The organism is Sphingomonas sp. Leaf17, from assembly GCF_001421505.1.
Taxonomy (GTDB): domain Bacteria; phylum Pseudomonadota; class Alphaproteobacteria; order Sphingomonadales; family Sphingomonadaceae; genus Sphingomonas.
On sequence record NZ_LMKL01000004.1, the window covers coordinates 549,571 to 571,222 of the forward strand.

16 protein-coding genes and 1 pseudogene are annotated in these 21,652 nt (G+C 64.9%); 11 read left to right on the forward strand and 6 right to left on the reverse strand.

Annotated elements, in window-relative coordinates:
* Positions 1-113: 113 nt before the first annotated feature.
* Positions 114-326 (reverse strand): hypothetical protein, encoded by a 213-nt coding sequence (locus ASE75_RS06855; RefSeq protein ID WP_055930886.1) that lies wholly within the window; start codon positions 324-326, stop codon positions 114-116.
* A gap of 431 nt (positions 327-757) precedes the next feature.
* Positions 758-1,513 (reverse strand): MauE/DoxX family redox-associated membrane protein, encoded by a 756-nt coding sequence (locus ASE75_RS06865; protein ID WP_055930892.1) that lies wholly within the window; start codon positions 1,511-1,513, stop codon positions 758-760.
* A gap of 73 nt (positions 1,514-1,586) precedes the next feature.
* Between ASE75_RS06865 and ASE75_RS06870 the strand changes: the two genes are divergently transcribed.
* Positions 1,587-1,985 (forward strand): MerR family DNA-binding protein, encoded by a 399-nt coding sequence (locus ASE75_RS06870; RefSeq protein WP_055930895.1) that lies wholly within the window; start codon positions 1,587-1,589, stop codon positions 1,983-1,985.
* Positions 1,986-2,364: 379 nt separating this feature from the next.
* On the opposite strand, the gene ASE75_RS06875 is transcribed toward ASE75_RS06870, so the two are convergent.
* Together ASE75_RS06875 and ASE75_RS06880 are read right to left on the reverse strand one after the other, a co-directional pair.
* The gene (locus tag ASE75_RS06875) at positions 2,365-3,069 is read right to left on the reverse strand and encodes a nitroreductase (RefSeq protein ID WP_055930898.1); all 705 of its coding nucleotides are present in this window, start codon (positions 3,067-3,069) and stop codon (positions 2,365-2,367) included.
* A gap of 26 nt (positions 3,070-3,095) precedes the next feature.
* Entirely contained in the window at positions 3,096-4,415 is a 1,320-nt protein-coding gene (locus ASE75_RS06880; RefSeq protein WP_055930901.1) for an NtaA/DmoA family FMN-dependent monooxygenase, read from the reverse strand.
* A gap of 119 nt (positions 4,416-4,534) precedes the next feature.
* On the opposite strand from ASE75_RS06880, the gene ASE75_RS06885 reads away from it, so the two are divergent.
* The 4 genes from ASE75_RS06885 to ASE75_RS06900 are packed head-to-tail and all read left to right on the forward strand — an operon-like array spanning position 4,535 to position 9,399.
* Complete coding sequence (locus tag ASE75_RS06885; RefSeq protein WP_200922319.1) at positions 4,535-5,143, forward strand: TetR/AcrR family transcriptional regulator; 609 nt, start codon at positions 4,535-4,537, stop codon at positions 5,141-5,143.
* A gap of 8 nt (positions 5,144-5,151) precedes the next feature.
* Entirely contained in the window at positions 5,152-6,825 is a 1,674-nt protein-coding gene (locus ASE75_RS06890) for an MFS transporter (RefSeq protein ID WP_200922320.1), read from the forward strand.
* A 4-nt stretch (positions 6,826-6,829) separates the two neighbouring features.
* Complete coding sequence (locus ASE75_RS06895; protein ID WP_055930908.1) at positions 6,830-7,996, forward strand: HlyD family secretion protein; 1,167 nt, start codon at positions 6,830-6,832, stop codon at positions 7,994-7,996.
* Positions 7,996-9,399 (forward strand): efflux transporter outer membrane subunit, encoded by a 1,404-nt coding sequence (locus ASE75_RS06900; protein WP_055931111.1) that lies wholly within the window; start codon positions 7,996-7,998, stop codon positions 9,397-9,399. The genes ASE75_RS06895 and ASE75_RS06900 overlap by 1 nt, the downstream gene beginning before the upstream one ends.
* Here the strand turns inward: ASE75_RS06900 and ASE75_RS06905 are convergent.
* A complete protein-coding gene (locus tag ASE75_RS06905; RefSeq protein ID WP_055931114.1) occupies positions 9,389-11,473 on the reverse strand; it encodes a beta-glucosidase in 2,085 nt (694 codons plus the stop codon). The two genes, ASE75_RS06900 and ASE75_RS06905, sit on opposite strands and share 11 nt — an antisense overlap.
* A gap of 947 nt (positions 11,474-12,420) precedes the next feature.
* Here ASE75_RS06905 and ASE75_RS06910 point away from each other — a divergent pair.
* From ASE75_RS06910 to ASE75_RS06925, 5 genes and pseudogenes are all read left to right on the forward strand, one after another.
* Complete coding sequence (locus ASE75_RS06910; protein WP_156340252.1) at positions 12,421-13,953, forward strand: hypothetical protein; 1,533 nt, start codon at positions 12,421-12,423, stop codon at positions 13,951-13,953.
* Positions 13,954-14,071: 118 nt separating this feature from the next.
* Positions 14,072-15,346: a HEPN-associated N-terminal domain-containing protein gene (locus tag ASE75_RS06915; protein ID WP_156340255.1), complete on the forward strand. Its 1,275-nt coding sequence runs from the start codon at positions 14,072-14,074 to the stop codon at positions 15,344-15,346.
* Between the two features lie 68 nt (positions 15,347-15,414).
* Entirely contained in the window at positions 15,415-17,430 is a 2,016-nt protein-coding gene (locus ASE75_RS06920; protein ID WP_200922321.1) for a preprotein translocase, read from the forward strand.
* 108 nt (positions 17,431-17,538) lie between these two features.
* A pseudogene (locus ASE75_RS16025) lies at positions 17,539-17,598 on the forward strand (SEC-C metal-binding domain-containing protein); the annotation flags it as partial.
* Positions 17,599-18,074: 476 nt separating this feature from the next.
* Positions 18,075-20,135, forward strand: coding sequence for a hypothetical protein (locus ASE75_RS06925; protein ID WP_156340258.1), 2,061 nt, complete (start codon positions 18,075-18,077; stop codon positions 20,133-20,135).
* Positions 20,136-20,199: 64 nt separating this feature from the next.
* Here the strand turns inward: ASE75_RS06925 and ASE75_RS06930 are convergent, their stop codons facing one another.
* Positions 20,200-20,712, reverse strand: coding sequence for a TetR/AcrR family transcriptional regulator (locus ASE75_RS06930; protein ID WP_235512538.1), 513 nt, complete (start codon positions 20,710-20,712; stop codon positions 20,200-20,202).
* 157 nt (positions 20,713-20,869) lie between these two features.
* Here ASE75_RS06930 and ASE75_RS06935 point away from each other — a divergent pair, with 157 nt between their 5' ends.
* Entirely contained in the window at positions 20,870-21,589 is a 720-nt protein-coding gene (locus ASE75_RS06935; protein ID WP_055930922.1) for a glutathione S-transferase family protein, read from the forward strand.
* Positions 21,590-21,652 lie beyond the last annotated feature (63 nt).

Here is a 21,652-nt window from a genome sequence, read left to right on the forward strand (position 1 = left end):
GGCGACGCTTCGTCTGAGGCTGCCGGGGCGGAACCGGCCATGGCGGACCAACGGCGGCACCGTCCCCGACGGTCAGGACTGAGCGGCGGGAGCGCAAGCCCCCGCCGGCAGTTTCACTTCGTGGGCATCTTCATGCCGGACATGTCGTGGCCGGCGTGATCGCCACCATTCTTCATGTCGTTGCAGCAGTCGCCCTTGCCGTCCTTGCAGCAGTCGGCGCCGTCCTTGCAGCACGTCTTGTCGGCGCAGCAGTCGGCCGCCGCGAACGCGGTGGCGGGAACGAGCGCGAGCGCGACAGCCGCGCCGATGAACCTGATCGTCTTCATGTGTGCATTCCTCGAATTACGTAATCTTCAAATGGTCGTTCGATCACGCGGTTCGCGGAGGAGGCGGTGCGGGACCACCGGTGCGACCCTCTAGGTCGGGGAGGACAGAGGCGATCGGAATGATCGCGGCAACCAGCGGCCGGGTCGTGTGGCCGACCCGCTGCGGATCAGTCGCCACACATGCGCTCGTACACGCGGCGGCCGAGGACTTCCCAGCCGGCTTGCCCGAAGGCTGTTCGCATCCAACCATGGCACCATGCAAGACGGCGGGTGGCGCTGCGGCGTTCGCGGCTGCTTCGCATACCGGGCCGACACGCAGCACGAGCATCATCGCCAGCACTGACAGCGCGATGGCGCGGAAAATGTGGGCGAAGCTCATGATGCGCTTGTAAGACGAACGCAGATGGCACGCCAGTGCGACACGCCGCTGTTCAATGCCCCGCCGAGAACATCGGTGCCGCGATCATCCACAGTGCCATCGCGACCATCATCACGTTCTCTGTGAGAGACAGGAACCCGAGCGGTACGTTGCTGTCACCGCCGACGCAGGCGCATTTCAGTTCGCGCCCGTCCACGTAGACGGCCTTGATCACCGACGCCGCACCGATCGCCCCAATCACCAGCGCGATCGGAACAGACAGCCAAGTCAGCACGCCAGCCGCCATCAGCACTCCCGCCAGCCCCTCGGCGTAGGGATAGACGTAGGAATACGGCACCCAGCGCTTGGCCAGCAGGTCGTAGTTGAGAAACATTGTCGCGAACCTTTCGACGTTCTGGAGCTTCAGCAGCGCCAGCACGCACATCGAGAACGCGATGAACCACTCGCCTGCGCGCACGGTTAGCGGCGTGCCGAAGGCGGCTAAGCTGGCGGCGAGCGCCATCAGCGCCGTCATCGCGAAGACGACGATCACGGGGCGGTAGGTCACGGCCTGGGGGTCGGGCACGGACTTGCCGAAGAAGCGACGCAGGTCGTCGTAGCCGCCGATCCGCTCGCCGCCGATTAAGGTCTGCGGCGTGGTCTTCACGCCATGCTCCGCCTTGAACGCGTTGGTTTCTTCGCGCGTGCGCAGCCAATGGTCCTCGACGTCGTAGCCCTGCCGCTGGAGCAAGTCCTTCGCCTTCAGCCCGAACGGGCACGTGTGGGTGGGCATCACCATGCGGTGGAGCACCGCCTTCTTCGTCGCCATCTCGTCTTCTCCGATCCTCGATCGGGTCCCATATGGGGTCCGTACCATGGTCCGGAGTCAAGACGTGGCAGACATGACGATCGCGAAACTCGCAGCGGAAGGCGGTGTCGGCGTGGAGACGATCCGCTTCTACCAGCGCCGCGGCCTGATCCACACGCCGGATAGACCACAGGGGGCCGGGGCAGCAGGCGGAATCCGACGGTATGGCCACGATGATGTGCGGCGGCTGCGCTTCATCCGGTCGGCAAAGGCGGCAGGCTTCACGCTGGACCAGATCGGCGAGCTTCTGGCGCTCGACGCCACGGACGATCGGGCACGAGCGCGCGAACTTGCCGGCGAGCGGCTGAAGGCGCTGGACGAGAAGATCGCCGAACTGGATCGAGCCCGGGCTGCGCTTCGGCGCCTCGCTCATGAATGCGGCAGCGGCAGCGCGGGACCCTGTCCGATCTTGAAGGCGTTCGACGCCGCGTGATCATTCGGCGCGCATGAGCGGCACCCCTCGATGCGCGTCGCCTAGACTCGCGACACGCGCTACTCTGCTGAAAGGCGCAATTGGCGTTATGTAGCAGATCTGTGGCAGCAAGGACCCACCTGCGGACATTCGCGGCCGATTGCGAGCTCCTCAACTTCAGACAGTCCTTCATGTAGACTGGTCCGCTCCCCGTAAGCGCCTTGTCGAAGACGCGGAACGGTGAAAAATGGGACACAACCGCCATCCGTTATAGCTTCGGCTAACGGCAACTTTGACCGGAAGCTGTCATTTTGGTTCATGCCTGGCCTTGCTGAAGAACATGCAGGACTGTCGGCCTCCGACAACTTTGAACGGAACACTTGGGAGCCGCCGGACAGGGTCAGTCGTGGAAATGCACGCTCTCCGAGACCGGCACGCGCCCCATCCTCATCCGGTTGCTCGGCGCGTCGTCGTCAGGATAGCCGAACGACATACCGAACAGCATCTTCAGGTGCGGGGAAATACCCAGAAACTCGCGGATTGTGCCGGCGTAGAAGCCCAGTGACGTCTGCGGGATGCCACCCAGCCCCCTTGCCGCGAGCGATAATAGAAACGTCTGGCCGTACATGCCGATGTCGCCCGCGGTGCGCACATCGTCGCCGAACGACGGCATGAACATCAACGCCACCTGTGGTGCGCCAAAGAATGACAGGTTCTTCGCGGCGGCGCGGCGGCGGCCGTCCCTGTCATCGCGCATGACGTTCATCGCCTCGTAATAGGCCTTGCCCTGTTCATTCTTGCGCTCGCCATAGCAGCCGTAGAACGCGCCCATGTCGAACGAGAAGTCGCTGGTGAAATCGCCCGCATCATTCTTCGCGTGCAGGATGCGCGAAAGGTCCGCCAGCTTCGTCCCCCGGACGATATGCACGTCCCATGGCTGGGTGTTGCAGTTCGACGGCGCGCATTGGGCATCCTCCAGCACGGCGGCCAGCACGTCCGCGGGCACGACGCGATCGAGGAAGCCGCGCCAGGACCGGCGGGTGCGGACAGTCTGCTGAAACGACAACGTGCCGTCCGGGGCGGTAATGGATGGGGAGTCGGTCATGAATACCTCGTTGTAATGTCAAGCGTTCAGGTCAGGCGCGGGTCGCGGCCATATTGTGCCGGTGCGCCCAGATGATCGCGTAGCGTCGCCCCGTCGTAATCATGGTGGAACAGGCCGCGCTGCTGGAGGATCGGCACCAGTTCGTCGACCAGCTTCGGCAGGCCGTCCTCATAGACGTCGGGGCACAGCCAGAAGCCGTCGCAGGCACCCGCCTCGAACCATGTCTGCATATGGTCGGCCGCCTCGACCGCCGGTCCGACGATCATCGGATGATAATCGATGACGCCGTGCGCCAGCACGTCGCGGAGCGACCAGCCCTCGCGCGCGATCCTCAGCGCATAAGCGGAGCGCGGGTCCTGCGGCGACGGACGCGCGGCAGCGAGTTGCGCGGCGCTCAGCGGCTGATCGAGCTGCGTCGGGTCGAGCGACAGCCCGATCATCTGGCCAAGATAGGCGATGCGCGGTTCGAAGCTGTGGCCTGACATCGCGATCCGCCGGTCCAGCGCCGCCCGCCGGTCGGGCGCGATCGTTGTCATCAGGCCGGCGAAGAACTTGATCTCGTCCGGGTCGCGACCGGCGCGTTCGGCCGCGTCACGCAGGGCGTCGCGCTGTGCCTTTGCATCTTCCATCGAGAACACGGCGCCGATCACGCCGCTGGCATAGCGCCCGGCGACCTCCAGCCCTTGATCGCCGCCGCCGGCCTGGAAGATCACCGGCTGGCCCTGTTCGGAGGGCGGCAGCGCCAACGGTCCGCTGGTCGCGAGATGCCGCCCGCGCAAATTGACCGGCTGGATCTGCGCCATGTCGGCGAAGCGCCCCGAGGTCTGGTCGTGCAGCCATGCGTCGCGGCCCCAACTACCCCACAACGCCTGCACGATCTGGATGAACTCGTGCAGCCGTTCGTATTTCTCCCCGCGCGGCGGCAAGGCGCGGCCGTAATTGGCGGCGATCGCGGGATCGCTGGTCGGCACCGCGTTCCAGCCGGTACGACCGTGGTTCATCAGGTCGAGCGCCTTGAACTGACGCGCCAGATTGAACGGCTCGCTGAACGTCGTGGAACCGGTCGCGACCATGCCGATCCGCTCCGTCCCGCGCGCGACGGCGGCCAGCGTCATCATCGGCTCGATGTTCAACTGCTGCGCGTCGGTGCCGGTATTGGGCTTCAGCGTTGGGAAGTCGGGCATGAACAGGAAATGGAACTTCCCCCGCTCCGCCATCTGCGCGTAGCGGACCAGCGTGTTGAAGTTGGTGAAGCCCGTCGGATCGACGCCCGGCATCCGCCACGCCCCCGGCTGCGCGCCATAGCCGTTTCCGAACACCATCCCGATAAGCAGCTTTTTCGACATTGGAGGTTCCGATCCTGCTGGCGGTCCCCGATCGGAAACACGCTTCGCTTTAACGGGGGCTATCCCCGTTTCGGAAAGTCAGATATGGGGAGACTCCCCGTTTATCAAGGATGATCGTTGTGAGTGTGTCGCCAATTCCCCGAACGCCCCGCAAGGATGCGTTACAGAACCGCGCGCACATCCTTGAAGTGGCCGGCCGGGCGTTTGCGGAGGGGGGCGTCGATGTGTCGCTGGACGCGATCGCCAAGCTCGCTGGCGTCGGCAACGCGACACTGTATCGACATTTTCCGACGCGCGACGCACTGCTTCTCGCGCTGCTTGCGCCACATCACGAGCGCCTCGATCGGGAAAAAGCCATGATCGAGGCGGACGGCGGTCATAGCGGGCGGATGCTGGAACGATGGATCGACGCGCTGGGCGACTGGATGCGCGCCTATGATGGCCTTCCCGAACCATTGCGCGCGGGCTGGTCGGTGACCGCATCGCCGTTCAAATCGACCTGCGACGGGATCATCGAAAGCACCGATGCTTTCCTGCGTGCCGCGCAACGCGACGGCTTCGCCCAGCCGACCGCCTCGGCGACGGATATCTTCCTCGCATCGCTGGCCGTCGCGTGGGCGAGCGGGCGAACGACGGCGCGCACCGACACGCAGGATCGGCTGCGAAACCTGCTCCGCGACGGGTGGTCCGCCGGCGGGTGCCACCCCGCGCGCGCCGACGACTGCTGATCTCCGCCATGCAGCTACAGCCACTCGAACCGATCCCCGCGTGGGAGGAGGATGAGAAGCCTTCGATGCCGGGGTCGCCCTCGACCCCGCGGCATCGCCCGGCTGTCCGCGCGTCGTATCTGCTGGTCGGGATCCTGGTCAGCGCGACCGGGGGGCTTGGCAATGCGCTGATCTCGGCGAACCTGCCGCAGATTCAGGGTGCGCTGGGCCTGACACCGGTCGAGGGGACATGGCTGCCCGCCGCCTATGTAATGACGAACGTCTCGTCGAACCTGATTCTGTTCAAATGCCGCCAGCAATTCGGCATCCGCCGCTACGCCGAGTGCAGCCTGCTGGCCTTTATCGCCATCACAATCCTGTATCTGATGATCCGCAGCTACGAGATGGCGATCCTCGTCCGCGCGGTAGCGGGGTTCGCCGCCGCACCGATGAGCGTCCTTGGCTTCTTCTATGTGCTGCAGGCGTTTCCGAAGGCGAAGCTGGGTAAAGGATTGTGCGTCGCGCTGGGAATTTCCCAAGTGTGGACGCCGGTCGCGTGGCTGATCTCGCCCGCACTGCTCGATCTGGGTGAATGGCAGACGCTGTACCTGTTCGAGCTCGGGCTGGCGCTGTGTTCGCTGGCCGCGTGCGTGACCTTGAAGCTGCCGCCGGGCATCCGCATCGCCTCGTTCGAACGGCTCGATTTCCTCACCTTCGCGCTGATGGCCCCCGCCTTCGCGCTGGTCGGCGCCGTGCTGGCGCAGGGGCGAACGCAATGGTGGACGGAGCAGCCATGGATGGCGTTCGCGCTGATCGCGGCGCTGGGGTTGTTCATCGTGGCGTTCATGATCGAGCATCATCGCCGCAACCCGCTGGTCAAGACGCGCTGGCTCGGCACCGCCGACACGGCGCGCTTCGCGGTCGGTGCGCTGACCATGCGGCTGCTGCTGTCGGAACAGACCTATGCCGCGACGGGTCTGCTGCGCACGCTGGGCATGGGGCCGGACCAGTTGCAACTATTCTACACCGTCATGCTCGCGGGCCTGCTGCTCGGGATGACGGTATCGGCGGTGACGTTCGGGCCGAAGACGATGCCGGTCCAGTTCGTCGGCGCAATCCTGCTCATCATCGCCGGATCGCTGATCGACAACGACGCGACCAGCGATACCCGGCCGCAGACGATGATGGTAAGCCAGTTGCTGCTGGCGATCGCGTCCGGCCTGTTCATCGGGCCGCTGCTCCTGACCGGCGTGATGAAGGCGCTGTCGAAGGGGGCGGACCATATCGTCACCTTCTCGGTGCTGTTCGCGGTGACGCAATCGATCGGCGGCCTTGCCGGACCGGCGCTGTACGGCACGTTCGAGCAGGTGCGGCAGCACGAATATTCAGCGCAGATCACCGCCAACCTCGACCCCGGCGACCCGGTGGTGGCGCAACGGCTCGCCCAGCAGGGGCAGGTCTATGCCGCGCAGATCACCGATCCGGTGCGTCGTCAGGCACAGGGGGTCGGCCTGTTGGCGCAGACCGCTACGCGCGAGGCGCATGTCCGCGCCTTCAACGATGTGTTCACGCTGAACGCCATCCTCGCCACGATCTTCCTCCTCTGGTCGCTGTACCGCGTCGCCGTGACGGCTCGGGCGGCGCGCAAGGCATCTCCACCCGCGGCAGGCGCCTCCGCCTCCGCCAGTTCCGCAACGGTATGATCCGATGACCGACACCCGCACCACGCTCGACCTCGAAACCACCGATGCCGCCGCGGCGGCGGAGCCGAGCCCGCCCGCACCGGTTGCCGCGCCGGACGATCCGCCCAAGACGATCCGCCCGACCCGGCGCGCCGTCATTGCGATGGCGATCCTGTTCGTCATCGGGACGCTCGTCGTGCTCTACGCATGGCGGCTTTGGCCGTTCACCAGCAACGACCGGACGACCGAGAACGCCTATATCCGGGGGCAGATCACGGCGATGGCGCCACAGGTCAACGGCTATGTCACCGACGTGCTGGTGCGGGATTTCGCGCCGGTGAAGCGCGGGCAATTGTTGCTGAAGATCGACGACCGCATCTATCGCCAGCAGCTCGATCAGGCGCAGGCACAGTTGAAGATCGCCACGGCCGAACTCGCCAACTGGGATCAGACGGTCGCGCAGAATGCCGCGACGCTCCGGACGCGGATCGCCGACCGGCAACAGGCACAATCCGAACTGGTGCGCGCCGATGCCGACCTGTTGCGGGTCAGCGAGTTGGCGGATCGCGGCTCCGTGTCGCTGCGCGAACGCGATCAGGTGCGCGCGACCCGGCTGGCCGCCGCGGCAGGCGTGACCCGCAGCGAGGCGAACATCGACAGTCAGCGCCAGACGATCCGGTCGACGCAAGTTTCGCGCGCCACGCTGGAAGGCGCGGTGCAGCAGGCGCAGGCACAGGTCGATCTTGCCAGGATCAACCTGTCGAACACGCTGATCCGCGCGCCGCGCGACGGACAGATCAGCGAGGCGTCGGTGCGCGTCGGCCAATATGTCGCGGCGGGATCGCAGCTCATGTTCCTGGTGCCCGAACAACTGTGGGTGGTCGGCAATTTCAAAGAGACGCAGACCGCGCGGATGCGGATCGGCCAGCCCGCCAGCTTCCGCGTCGATGCGCTCGACGGTGCGCGACTGCGCGGCCATGTCGAACAGATCGCGCCGGCCACCGGATCTGAGTTCAGCGTGCTGCGCCCGGACAATGCCAGCGGCAACTTCACCAAGATCGTCCAACGCATTCCGGTACGGATCCGCATCGACCCCGACCAGCCACTCGCCCGTCGGCTGCGGCCGGGCATGTCGGTGGTCGCGCAGGTCGATACCGGCGGGGCGGTGTCGCCGCGCAAGCAGGAACAATGATGCGCGCTCTGATATCCACGGGCGTCGCCGCGATCATGCTGGCCGGGTGTGCGCCGACGATCCGGCCCATTCCGGGCTCGGCGGCGGTGGTTCCTCCGCCGGCGTGGCGCGACACGCCGACGGCAGCGACCGTGGCGGCCGATCGGGACTGGTGGCGGCGGCTCGGCGACCCGGCGATCCCGCCGCTGGTCGATCGTGCCATGGCCAACAATATCGACGTGCTGACCGCCGTCGCCCGCGTCGAGGAGGCAGAGGCGCTGACCCGGCAGGCCCGGTCGGCGCGCCTGCCGTCGCTCGACGCCAGCGCCGACGCAGGCGTGCAGCGGGCACCCGGCCAGAGCGGCGGCGCGGCCCGCAGCGTTTCCGCACAGCCCGGCGTCGGCGGGGCGTGGACGCTCGACCTGTTCGGACGGGTGCGCAATCTGGAAGGGGCGGCGCGTTCCCGCTACGTCGCCAGCCAAGCGGATCGCGACGCCGCACGCCTCGCGGTGATCGCCGCGACCGTGCGCGGCTATGTGACCCTGCTGTCGCTCGCGGCACAGGTGGAGGTCAGCCGCAACACGCTGACCAGCCGCGCGGAGGCGCTGCGCATCGCCGACGACCGTGCCCGGCTGGGCTATAGCTCGCAGTTCGAATTGACGCAGGCGCAGTCGGAATATGAGGCGGTGGCGCAGACCATCCCCGTCCTCGAACAGGCGATGCGGGTGCAGGAAAATGCGCTGCGCCGGCTGACCGGCGACCTGCCCGGCCCGATCGTGCGGGGGAGCCTGGCGGGCGTCGCCCTGCCTGCCACACCTGCCGGTCTTTCCTCCACCCTGCTGCGTCGGCGGCCGGATCTGGTCAGCGCCGAATATGCGCTGGTCGCTGCCGATCATGTGCTGGCATCGCGCCGCGCCGAGTTCCTGCCCGACGTGCAACTGACCGGATCGGCCGGCGCATTGTTCAGCAATGCGCTCGGCCGGAACCCGCTGACGCTGTGGAATGCGGGGGCCAGCGTCCTTGCCCCGATCTTCTCCGGGGGGCGGCTGGCTGCCGATTTCGATGTGGCGACCGCGCAGCGCGATCAGGCGGCGTTCGCCTATCGCGGCGCGGTGCTGACCGCGTTCGGCGAGGTGGAGGACGCCCTGTCCGGGGAACGCCGGCTGCGCGAGCAGGCGGACCGCGTCAACCGGCGTCGCGCGATTCTGCAACGCTCGCTCGTCCTCGCCCGCGATCGGTATCGCGGCGGCTATGCCGCCTATATCGAGGAACTCGATGCCCAGCGTAACCTGTTCCAGGCCGATCTGGACGCCATCGCGGTCCGCGAACAGCAGCTGACCAACCTGATCCAGCTATGGGCGGCGCTGGGCGGCGGATGGGGTGACAGAGCGCCGCCCCCGCCCGCCGCGCCGGTCAGTCGGTGAAGGACGCGGCGGGCAGCACGATGCTGCTATTCAGCCCGTCGGCCAGCGCACCGTCGGCGACGCGGAGGGTGTAGGCTCCTGCTTCCCGTACCCAGAGCCGCGCGGTGGCATCGAACCGGGCGAGCAGACGGGGGTCGATGCGCAGCGTCACGTCACGGTGCTCGCCCGGCTTCAGATCGATCCGCGCGAAGCCACCCAGCCGCGGGACGAAGCCGCCCGCGCCCGATCGCGATACATAAAGTTGCACGACCGTGGCCCCCGCGCGGTCGCCGGTGTTGCGGACGGTGACGGTCGCCACGACAGCGTCGTCGCGGTGATCCGCGGTCAGATCGCGATGGTCGAACGCCGTGTAGCTGAGGCCGTGGCCGAACTGGAACAGCGGCACCAGCCCCTCGCGCGCATACCAGCGATAGCCGACATCCGATCCCTCGATGTTGTAATCGATATCGAACACCTCGCCCTCGACCGGCATCCCCGGATTGGAGGTGGTCGTCGCCGGATCGCGCTGCTCGGGGATCGGCAACTGCCCGACATCGCGCGGGAAGCTGATCGGCAGATGCCCTGACGGATTCACCCGCCCGAACAGGATGCCCGCAATCGCCTCGCCCCCGCCCGATCCGGCATAGAAGGCGGCGAGCACCGCCGGGACCTCGTCCAGCCACGGCATCGCGACCGCCCCGCCGGACTGTACGATCACCACCGTTCGCGGATTGGCAGAGGCGACCGCCGCGATCAGCGCGTCCTGATCGTCGGGCAGGTTCAGCCCCGGCCGGTCCTCGCCCTCCGTCCGCCATTCCTCGGCGAACAGGAAGACCATGTCGGCTTCGGCGGCTGCTTCCACCGCCTTGCCCGCATCCGTGCCATCGACGAAATCGACCTGCGCCGCGCCGGACTCGGCCTTGATCGCGTGCAGCGGCGACGACGGATGATAGACTTTGGCCATCGGCACGCCCATCACCGCGCTGCCCTCGACCGACAGGCTACCCACCGGCGACACTGCCGACGATCCGCCGCCCGCCAGCATACCGACATCGGCACGGCGACCGATCACCAGCACGCGCCTCATCCTGCGGGGAGCAGGCAGGATGTCGCCCTCGTTCTTCAGCAACACGATGCCACGCTCCGCCGCACGCTGCGCGATCAGGCGGTGCGCCATATAGTCGATCGCGCCGTCCGGCGTATCAGCCGTGTCGATCACGCCCACCGCGAACAGGCTGCGTAACTGCCGCGCGACCATGTCGTCGACCCGCGCCTGCGGCACCTGTCCCGCCACCACCGCCGCGCGCAGGGGATCGGCGAAAAACGGTTCCGGGTCGAGATTCGCACCCGACTGTACGTCCAGCCCGGCAAGCGCCGCCTTGACCGTCGAATGCGTCGCACCCCAGTCGGACATGACCCAGCCGGGATAGCCCCATTCGCCCTTCAGCACGGTGTTCAGCAGATACTCGCTCTCCGACGCCCAGTCGCCGTTGACCAGATTATATCCGGGCATCACCGCCCCCGGCGCGCCGGTCTCGATCGCGATCCTGAACGCGAGCAGGTCGGATTCGTGCAACGCCCCAAGGCCCAGCACCGAATTGGCCAGCACGCGGCCGGTCTCCTGCGCGTTGAGGGCGAAATGCTTCACCGTCGACACGACGCCTTGCGACTGAATGCCTGCGACCGAATGGCCGGCGATGATGCCGGTCAGCAGCGGATCCTCCGACACATATTCGAAATTGCGACCGCCTCGCGGTTCGCGCACGATGTTCGCGCCACCGCCAAGCTGGACGTTGAACCCCTTGGCCACCGCCTCGCGCCCGACCATCTCGCCCGTTTCGCGCGCCGTCGCGGGATCGAACGTCGCCCCCAGCAACAGCGATGACGGCAGCGCGGTGGCGTTGTCGCCCGGCCGCACGTCGGTGGTGTTGGCGACCCCCAGGCTGGCGTCGGACTGCTGCTGCGCCGGGATGCCCAGCCGCGGGATGCCGGGATAGAAGGCCGCCGATCCCAGCGCGCCGTCGGGCTTTTTCGTGTCGCCGACGGGAATGGCCATGCGCCCCGACAGCCAAGCGAACTTCTCGTCCTCCGTCATCGCCGCGACGACCAACGCTGCACGTTCCTCCGGCGGCAATGCCTGATTGTCCCAGGCCCGACCGGCGGTGTCCCCCCGGAGGGTGGACGCCGATGTCCGATCTTCAGCCGCTTGGGCGGACGTGGGTGGATCGACCCTGGAATGGTTCATTGTCTGCCTGTGCGAATCGTGGATATTAGGCATCCAAAGATACACCGTGTGTCTCTTGTTCCTGATTTATTTTCCAAAGCAGCGAGGGCAATCCGCCATACCGTGGTGACGGGCAGTCAACCCAGCCGTTGTTGCCATGCGAGCCCAGTTTCTCGTCAGGCAACGGCCCGCTGCTTCAGACCTGCATTTAAGCAGCGACGGTTCAGTAAATGCTTCTTGTTTTTGTCAAATAACCCCCAACCGAAGGGTTTATTGAGAAGCCCCGATGGGACGACCTTCGCGGGCCTACGGCGCGGACACCCATGAGCGGCAGTTGTCGCGAAATCTATTTCCAAATGTTTTACTCGAAAATCATATCCAGCGGCAGAATATCTAGCGGCAGATAGGTGCAGTCCATAAGCAGCCATTCGCGTGGCCGGTTAGAAGACATCACGGAGAGTACCGGATTGTATACGATGCCGCTGGTTGACTATTTCTTTAGGCCCGGACGACTGCTTCTGCCCGACTCGGCCGTTTTGGCAGGATGACTGAAACAGCGTAATCTGGTCGGTAGCCGACTGGCGGCTCCACGGCCGGGCAAACCCACAAGCCGACGTTCACGATGGCTCAAGCATGCCCCGAAACCGGACGTTGGTTCAGTTGCTCCAGGCGGTTGGGAGCGGGCCGACAGCGGTCGGTCAGCTTTCGGGCACCCATCATTAGAAGCTGACATCGCTTAATCGCTAGCGCAGCCGGCCCTGCTGGGATTAAACCTAGAAGTTAAGCGCGGTTCGTGCTATGTTCTTCAGCAACGAGTGATGCTGCAATTCCAACCTCTCGAAACGTCGACGCATTCGACTGAGAAGGTCACGCCTTCTCCCCGTATTTCAGCGCGCGCGGTATGCGAGGCGCTCAACGACGCAGAACAGAAGCTGGCGTGGTGCATGCGGGTCGTCGGCGCATTGTCCGGCTACAGGTTCGACGAGGCGACAGGTGAGGATGTCATCGAGTTTCAGCAGCGTCTCTATCGGATCATTGCCGATCTCGAAGCGCTGTACCGGCGAATCAAGCGCGAAGAGAAGAGGTTGATCGGCGCCAAAGCGCGATACATTCCCGTTTGGTTCGCCAAGCGCATGGCCCAGCTTTCGGCTTACTCGAAGAAACTGCGCGACGGCTTAACGTTGGCTCGCGCCGTTGGCGACGGTTTCGTCTGGTTCTTCTACGAGCGCGATCCGCAGTTGATCGAGGAGCATTTGAAGCTGCAGCCGCAACTGCTGCTGCCACCCGACCTCGGCGCCGCCGGTGAGCGCATCCTTCTGGAAAACCTGAGGGGTGTGGACGGCAAGTTCATGCTCTACCACGGTATTACTTCGCTGCTGCGGATTGGCGACTTTTCATTCGTCGACATGACCAGCTTGCGGGTTGCGTGCCTAGCCGAACTTAAGACCACTCGGATCGACCCGCAACGGATCAACCTGTCGCTCTCGATCATCTCCGGTGACAAGGATCAAATCCCTAAATTTCCCGTGCGCGAGCCAAGTGAACCGCGGGAGCCGGCGCCGCCGCTGTCAGCCCCAATGCAGGCTCGGTTCGAGCGGCAGCGAAAGGTGATGCAGGATTCGATCGTTGCCGCGAAGGAGGTCCGGGACGGGCTGACGATCAGCGGCGACCTCGGCTTTCACTACCGCGAATTGGAAGACGTCGTTCGGCGCAGCCACGCGCGCACATTCGAATATGTGAAGGCAGGCGACGGATTGATCATCGGCGCGTGGCGCATTCCAGGTTCGAGATCCTATGGCGCGCCTTCGCCAAAGCGGCTGATCAAGTGCATGCCCGAAGTCGCGAGCGACATGCCGGCATGGACGACGAAGATTCTCGACGCAGGCAGCACTTGGAATTCGGTCGCGTATGGAGGGCTCGGGGGGGATGACAGTCTGAAAGCCCGCTCCACCGGGCTGCCGTTCTTCGCGTGGCCGGTGAATCCGCAGGTTCTTGCCGATATCGCGTTCGAACGCGTCATCATCATTACGCTGTTTAACGCCGGACACCTGATCAAGCGGCTTCATGCCAGCGGATATGAGGTTGAACTTGACGAGGGGGGCCAGCTGAGGCGCGCGACGAAGCAGGTCGACAACAAACTGATCGAGCTTGAGAACTACAGCTATTTTATGTCGCTGGTGCCCTGGGCGCTGATGACCGAGGATGCGGTCATGTCCATGATCGAGCAAACCATCGAGGCGACGAAGTCGGTGCCGCTCGACAAGCATCCCGCCAAAGTCGAGTTTAGGCCGGTGATCAGACGAAGCTCGGCACGCGATGACCGCCTAACCAGAAAGCGGGTGCCGGGTTGAATGGCGTTCGATCGCAATAGCGACGATGATCCGCAGTTGAACGCGGATAGCCGCCGCGGCTTTCGTGTTACAGCAATGCGTGCAATCCCAGAGCCGCCGGACAAACATAGGACGATTGGTGATCTTCGACGACGAACTCGGATGGCCCGACTGGGTCGATGGCATGCAGGAGAAAGGCAGGCACGCGATCAACGGCAACGATCCGCGAAAAGTCTGCGCCCGCTGCTTCAACGACAACGGGATCGGCAAAGCTATCGAATTGCTGGCCACGGCGAAGAAGTGCGACTTCTGCGAGCGACTATACCGCTCGGAGAAGGCCGCACGGATCACCGAGGTCGCCGCATATATCATGGGCTGCCTGCTGCAGGACTACGACATCCCAGAGAACGTGCTGTTCCTCGATCACGAAAGCGAGAACGGCTGGGCCGGCACGACCTACGACCGGTGGGAGCTGGTCCAGGACTATCTCGAGGGCGAGTGGGAGGCGATCGAGGCGCTGATCGAGTGCGTGACGACCGACACCGAATGGTGCGAGGCCGATCCGGGGCGGTTCCTGCCCGGCCGCCAGCTCGGCGCGAGCTGGGACAGCTTTAGCCGCTACGTGAAGCACCGGTCGCGCTTCATGTTCATGCGCGAGGACGAAGCGCCGCGCGGGATCATGGACGAGCCTGACGACAGCACCGTGCCGACCACGCGCATGCTCGACCTGCTCGGCCAGGCAGTCGTCGCCGCCGGGCTGCTGCGCACGGTCAAGGCGGGGACCCGTGTCTACCGCGCACGACCGGTAAAGGACGGAGAGGCATGGCACACCGGGCCCGGCGCGCTTGGTCCTCCTCCGATCAGCGACACCGGGCCACCGGCCGGCCGCATGAACCCAGCCGGAATCCCCATCCTCTACGGCGCGCTCACGCCTGACACCGCTCTCCAGGAGGCCCTCGAAAGTAACGGCCGGGTCGCGCGCGGCGTATTCTCGCCGCTGCGGCCGCTCGCCGTCCTCGACCTGAGCCGGCCTTCCGAACTCCCAAGGGTCGGCATCTTCGACAACGTCACGCGCGCTCGCCGCGGGCTCGCGGTCTTCCTATCGTCGTTCATCGGGGACATCGCGCGCACCACTGAGCGCGATGGGCGCGAGCACATCGACTACGTGCCAGCTCAGATCGTCACCGAGTACTTCCGGCGGGTGTTCCGCACGCCAGACGGCGGGCGGCTGGACGGCATCGTCTATCCCAGCACTCGCGACCCGGACGGGCGCAACGTCGCGCTGTTCCTCGGGCGCGACGACGTCTGCGAGCTGTCAAACTGGGGCGAGACGCTCCGCTTCCACCCACGCCTCACCCGGCGCTTCACTGTCACAGCCGCGGATGGCGTGGTGACCGGCTGGACACCGGCATGAGACCGCCACACCCGGGCTCCGATAAGCAAAGCGCCCCCGGTCCCAGCGTTCCGCTGGAGGGACTACCAGTGAATGGCGAGAAGGCGGCTCGTAGCGAGCAGGCGGTATTCGACGATCTCGAGACCCTCTGCGCGACCTCCGGCTTCGTCCACGCGCTGGCCGCCATCGCCGTGCGCGACAACATGATTGTCTACGCGGGCGCGATGACGCCGGCGGCCATGGCGGCCTCCTATGCGCGCGAACGCACGGTCCGAACCGAGTTCACCACGCTGCTCGGTCTGATGATCAAGCATCCGGTCGACTTCTCCGCAGCGGATCCGAAGGTGGTCGACGACCTCGTCACGCGAGCCAGCACGCTGCTAGAAGAGCTGCACGACCGCCTGCGTCAGCCAATGTTCGACGCCATCATCGGTGGGATGAGGGCGCGGGAGGCGGGGCTGGAGGTGCCGGCGGAGACCATCTTCGCGCGCGGGGACGTGCTGCGCGAGCCGATCTTCTATGGCGGCGAGTCAGCCTACAGCTTCCAGTTCCTCGAACTCGCGCTCGAACGGTACACGCCGGACGACGGGTGGCTCAGGGCGAACAAGGGGTTCGGCATCGCCGAGGCGCACGCCGTCGCGCGCGCAACGGGCCGACTGCCGACGACCAGGCTGAGCCGGCTCCTTCCGGGGAGGCGGAAGGATCCCGACTGGGCGCGGAACGCCCTGGACGCCTTCGCGCTGACGCTCGAGGAGATCGCCGCCGAGGCAAGGGTCGGAACCGACGTCGCGCAGGACGTGCTGGACGCCTTCACCGCGCCCGCATCGCCGACGAACGCGGAGTTCAAGGCGCTCGGCGATTTCAACCTGGCGGCGGCCTGTCCGCTCGTCCGCACACCCGACGGCCGCTACCTGTCGCTCCAGAGCTACGGCCTCTACGAGTCGCTCTACGACTCACCCTTTTACTGGATGCACGCGGATGCGGGCTACCGCGCAGAGGCGTCGAAGCACCGGGGGGCATTTACCGAGGATTTCGTCGCCCGGAGGCTAGCGGAAGTGTTCGGACCGGCGCGCGTGCACCGCGGCGTCGCGATCAAACGGGGTACCAAGCACGTCACCGACATCGACGTGCTCGTGACCTTCGCCGACCGGGCGATCGTGCTCCCGTGCAAGTCCAAGAAGCTGACGCTGGCCGCCCGCAAGGGCAACGACCTCCAGCTGCGCAGCGACTTCAAGAAGTCCGTGCAGGACGCCTACGACCAGGCGCGGGTCAGCGCTGACTCACTGCTGGACCCTTCGCTGACCTTCCTCGACGCCCAGGGTGCGCCACTCGCGGTCTCGAAGCTGCGGACGATCTACCCGGTCTGCGTCGTATCCGACAGCTATCCGGCGCTCACCGTCCAAGCGCGGAGCTTCCTCACGCACACTGCGGACGAGATCGTGCGCCCGCCGATCGTCACCGACGTGTTCCTGATCGACGTCATGGCGGAGATGCTGTCCAGCCCACTCCGGCTCCTGAGCTACATTGACCGGCGCGTCTCCTACACCGGGCGGCTGAATTCGATGAACGAGCATGCCATCCTGGGCTTCCATCTCTCGCAAAATCTGTGGCTGGAGGAGGAATATTCCATGGCCATGATCGACGACACCTGCGCCACCGACCTGGACGCAGCGATGACGGTGCGACGGGAGGGCGTTCCGGGATCGCCCACACCGGACGGCGTGCTGACCCGGTTCGCACGGACGCCCGTGGGCCGTATCCTCGCTGCAATCGAGCACCGGGAGAGCGTCGCCGAGGTCGACCTCGGCTTCCTGCTGCTCACCTTGGGCGAGACCGCCGTCAAGGACCTCGGCAAGGGCCTGGAGGCCGTCGCGGCGCGAACCCGGAAGGACGGACGCACCCACGACTTCACGCACATCTTCGCCGAGGGCGAGGCAGGCCTGACCGTCCACTGCAGCTCACTGCCCAACGCGGAGGCTATCCCCGAACTCCGCCGCCACTGCGAGAATAGGAAGTACATCCACCGCGCGGGAGCATGGCACGGGCTGCTCGTACGCGCGGAGGACGGTCTTCCGAAGCTGGGGATCGAACTGCGGTTCCCCTGAAAGCCGGACGCGGCGCTTGACGCCGCCACCCGCGCCGTCGTCGCCCGCGACGCCGCGAGGAAGGCGGCCGCGCCCGGCGCCGCCGCGGGCCAGCGCGCGAAGCTCGGGCGAAACGACCCATGTCCGTGCGGAAGCGGCAGGAAGCACAAGCGCTGCTGCCTCACTTGAGCGGCGGCCGCTCCGGATAGGCAGCGGCACGCGAACGTTGTGCCGTTCGACTTCGCTATTGACCGATGGCTGGCCGTCACGATGTCCGCTGAACGAGCGGCCGGAAGCGCCATTCAGCGCTCCAAAGCGGCCGGGCCGTAATCCACCATCTAAACCTTCAAATATGCGCCCGAACAATAAGCCGTTCGATCCGGACGTCGCCTGCTGAGCGTCGCGCCGCGGCAGAATCGTGCGAGCTGTGCTAGAGCAGTCTCTGGCGATCACGCCGATGCGATTGATGCCGTGGCGGCCGTTTGGCGGCTTTTTCAGGATAACACTCGACTGTATCACACAATCGAGTCACAAGGGTGCCGCGATCCTGCAAGAACCGCGGAAATCCGTTGGTTTGGGGCTACGGTATTTCGGGTTCGAATCCTGTCTCCCCGACCATCATCCGCTAAGTAATTGATTTCTCGTCGCTAACATGGCGATCGGGAATGGTTGTACCCACGACTGTACCCATCGTTGTACCCATTGGGGGCGATGGATTGGGCTTACCGAACCTCAAGCTGCGCGGTGGCAGCTATCACTGGCGCAGGAAGATCACCGTGGCCGGCGTGGCGGTGCCGCTATCTCTGTCGCTCGGCACAGGGAATTATCAACGCGCCCGGTGTATGGCAGACAGACTTGGTGCGACGGTCGAAAGTTTGCGTGTGGCCTATGGTCAATCGACGGGGCTGACCCCCGATCAGCTGAAGCGGGTGTTCAGCGATGCCCTGCGCTGGCAATTGCAGCGTATCGAGCAGGATCAGATTGGCAGCCCCGCCCGGTCGGAAGATCACGCCACGATCAATTCCATCTATGCCGAAGCCTGGGCGTTCCTTGGGCACAAGGGCGTCGAAGCACGCTGGACACCAGACGAGCATGACCGATTGATCGATGCCGGCTGGAGCAAGGAGCGCGCGAAGGCAGTGGCGGATCTCGTGTTCGATCTCCAGAACGGTAATCCGGTTTCGAAGGCGCAGCTCGACAGCTACAGTGAGGCATTCGGCATCGCCTCCACGCGGGACAACCTCGCGCGGATGGCGCGGACGATCTGCTCGGCTCGTGCGTCGGCATGCCGCGAGGCAACTGCCCGCCTCCCCGTTGGCGACGACGACATGGCGCAATGGATCGACGAGGCATTGGTCGATTATACGCCATTCGCCTTCGAACAAGCCGAGCGACGACCCGTTTCGTTGACTGCATTGAACCCAGAGCAATCCGCGCCGACGGCACGGGAAGCTGTCGACATTAATGAGGCGCCCCCATCACCGGCTCTGAAGCGCCCAAAGAAGCGTCTGCTCGACGCGGCCGAGGAATGCGTCACGGCCTATCAGAAAGCCGGCGCCTGGGACGCGGACTCGATGAAGCAGGTGCGCACAGCATTGCGGCTGTTCGATCATGCCTGCGGCAGCGGCATCTACATCGAAGACTTGGAGCAGTCGCACGTCCGCTCTTTCACGACCCTGTGTCGGTCGTTGCCGAATCGCTGGGGCCGCACCCGCGAAGAGCAAGCCGGCGGCATCGCTGCCAGCTTGATGCGGGCGGCAACCATGCCACCGGCCGATATCGGCATCAGCCAAGCGACCATCAACAAGCACCTGACATGGGTCACGGCCGTTCTCGCCCATGCGGCAGGCGAGGATGACGATCCGGAAGCCCATCGGCCGGCGAAGCCGCTTTCTTTCACGGTGGCACGAGCCGGCATAGGCAAGACATCGCGCAAGGCGAAAAAACGAGATCGCGACAAGCGAGCCAATTGGACGATACAGGAGGTCGCCAAGCTTTTGTCCGCACCGGTTTGGACAGGCGCGTCAGGGATCGACCGCCGCCTGAAACCGGGCACCGAGATCATTCACGACGCCTGGTATTGGATGCCGCTCATGCTGCCCTTGTATGGCGGCCGCAGTTCGGAACTCGCCGGACTGGGACTGGCGGAGGTGCACGAACTGGAGCCGATCCCCTACTTCCGGATCGAATATACCGAAGATCGCGCACTCAAGAATATTCAATCGATCCGTAGGCTACCGATCCATCCCGAACTGATCCGCCTCGGGTTCATCGATTACGTGACGCAATTGCGAGCAGCGGGTTGCACGCTGCTGTTCCCGGAAATGAAGTCACCGAAATCGACCACTTTTGCCGGGACGTTCTACAAGTCCATCTTCGAACCACTGCGCGATTGGGCATTCCCCAAAGGCACGCTATGGCGCCACCGCGCTGGCGGTGCATGGAAGGACAAAGACGTGCATAGTTACCGCGGCCTGGCAACGACAATGATGAAAGGTCGCGTCACCAGCGAAGTCCGCTGCGACCTGTTTGGCCATGAAGGCGAAACGGAAACCGCGCGCACCTATGACGAGGAGGCAGAGCTTTCTATCAAGCTCGAGGCACTACAGCTATTGACGCCCATTACCGCGCATATCCAACCGAGCCATCCAATCAACATCAGACCGGTTCATCGACTAAGGCATCGGAGTCGTGCATCAACTTTACGTCTCAGCCCAACTGCTTAAAGATCCGCCGCTATCTGGCGGTTGCGCGGCTCGTCGAACTTGGCGAAACACAGCAGCAGGACCGTCAGGCCGGCAGAAGCCCGGCCGCGCGGTAGCTGTCGATCATCGTGTCGAAGAGTGCGATATCCGCACGACCCCTTGCGAATAGCTGCGCGCCGGAGACGGCCGCATAGATCGCCTTTGCCCTGGCCCTGCTTTCGCCCGGTTCGACAATGTTGGCCTCGACAAGGAGCTTGCTCAGCCAGTCAACATTGACGTCAGCGAAACTCTGGACCTCGACTTTTACCGCGTCTGGAAGGTCATCATATTCCGCCGCCATGAAACTCGACAGGCAGATGCGGTTGTCGTTCGACAACGACGTGCGGAAAATTTCTGGATAGCGGCGAAGCGCACCAAGAGGCTCTGATGCCTCATCCGAAATCACCACCAACTGCTTGACCGTATCCTCCCAATAGCGTCGCGCTACCGCCGCACCGAGATCGGCCTTCGTCGCGAAATGATGATGAATGCTCGGTGCCTTGATCCCGACCTCGGAGGCGATGTCGCGAAAGTTCAGGCCGTTATAGCCGCGCGCCATGGCGCTTCGCCTTGCTGCGGCGAGCACTGCCTCTCTCGAATTCGACACTGCCATCGCCCCGCTTACTCCGCCAACCGACCAATTGGTAGATAGGGGTTGACCATCAGGAGGCAACCGCCCACCTGAGAGACTACCGATCACTTGGTAGGTACGCCTAATGACCGATCAGACTCCGCCTGAAAGCCCGAAGCTTCGCCTCTTCACCTCCCCCTCTGCCTTCCCCAACCCACAGCGCCTGCGCATCTTTCTGCACGAAAAGGGCATTGCCGATCGCTTCGACGAGCAGGTCTACGACATGTCCCCGGTCGGCGAGCAGCGGCAGTGGAAGCATCTCAAGATGAACCCCTGGGGCGAGACCCCGACGCTCCAGCTTGCCGACGGTAGCTTCATCTCGGAAACCGCGGCCGTCGTCCGTTATCTTGACCAGGCATTTTCGGGTCGCCGGATCATGGGCGAGACCCCGGAGGAACAAGGCCTGGACGCGATGTGGGACAACCGCGTCTGGGTGCACATCCTTTACCGCATCACCACCGCGTTCCATGTCCTGCATCAGGGGCTAGGTCCCAAGCTCGAGCTGACTGCCAACGCCGCTTGGGGCGAGCATTGTCGCAAGGAAGCGCTAGCGCATACCGCGCTGGTGGACCGGCATCTGGCCGATGGCCGCGACTGGCTGCTCGGCGGCGACGAGCCAACCTTCTCCGACATCACGCTGGCGACGGCGATCGCGTTCTCTAAGTTCGAAGTAAACGCCATGCCGCTCGACGAGCGCTACGAACATATCGATACGTTCTGGCAGCGGTGGCAGCGCCGCCCGACATTCCTCGCCGCCTATGCCGACCGCAGCAGCGGCGTGCCGGAACTGGACAACCGTCCGTAGCACCCAGCTTGCTACCCGGATCATTTCAAGCCGGTCGGGGGTGAAACGGCAGCCCGAGCGTTA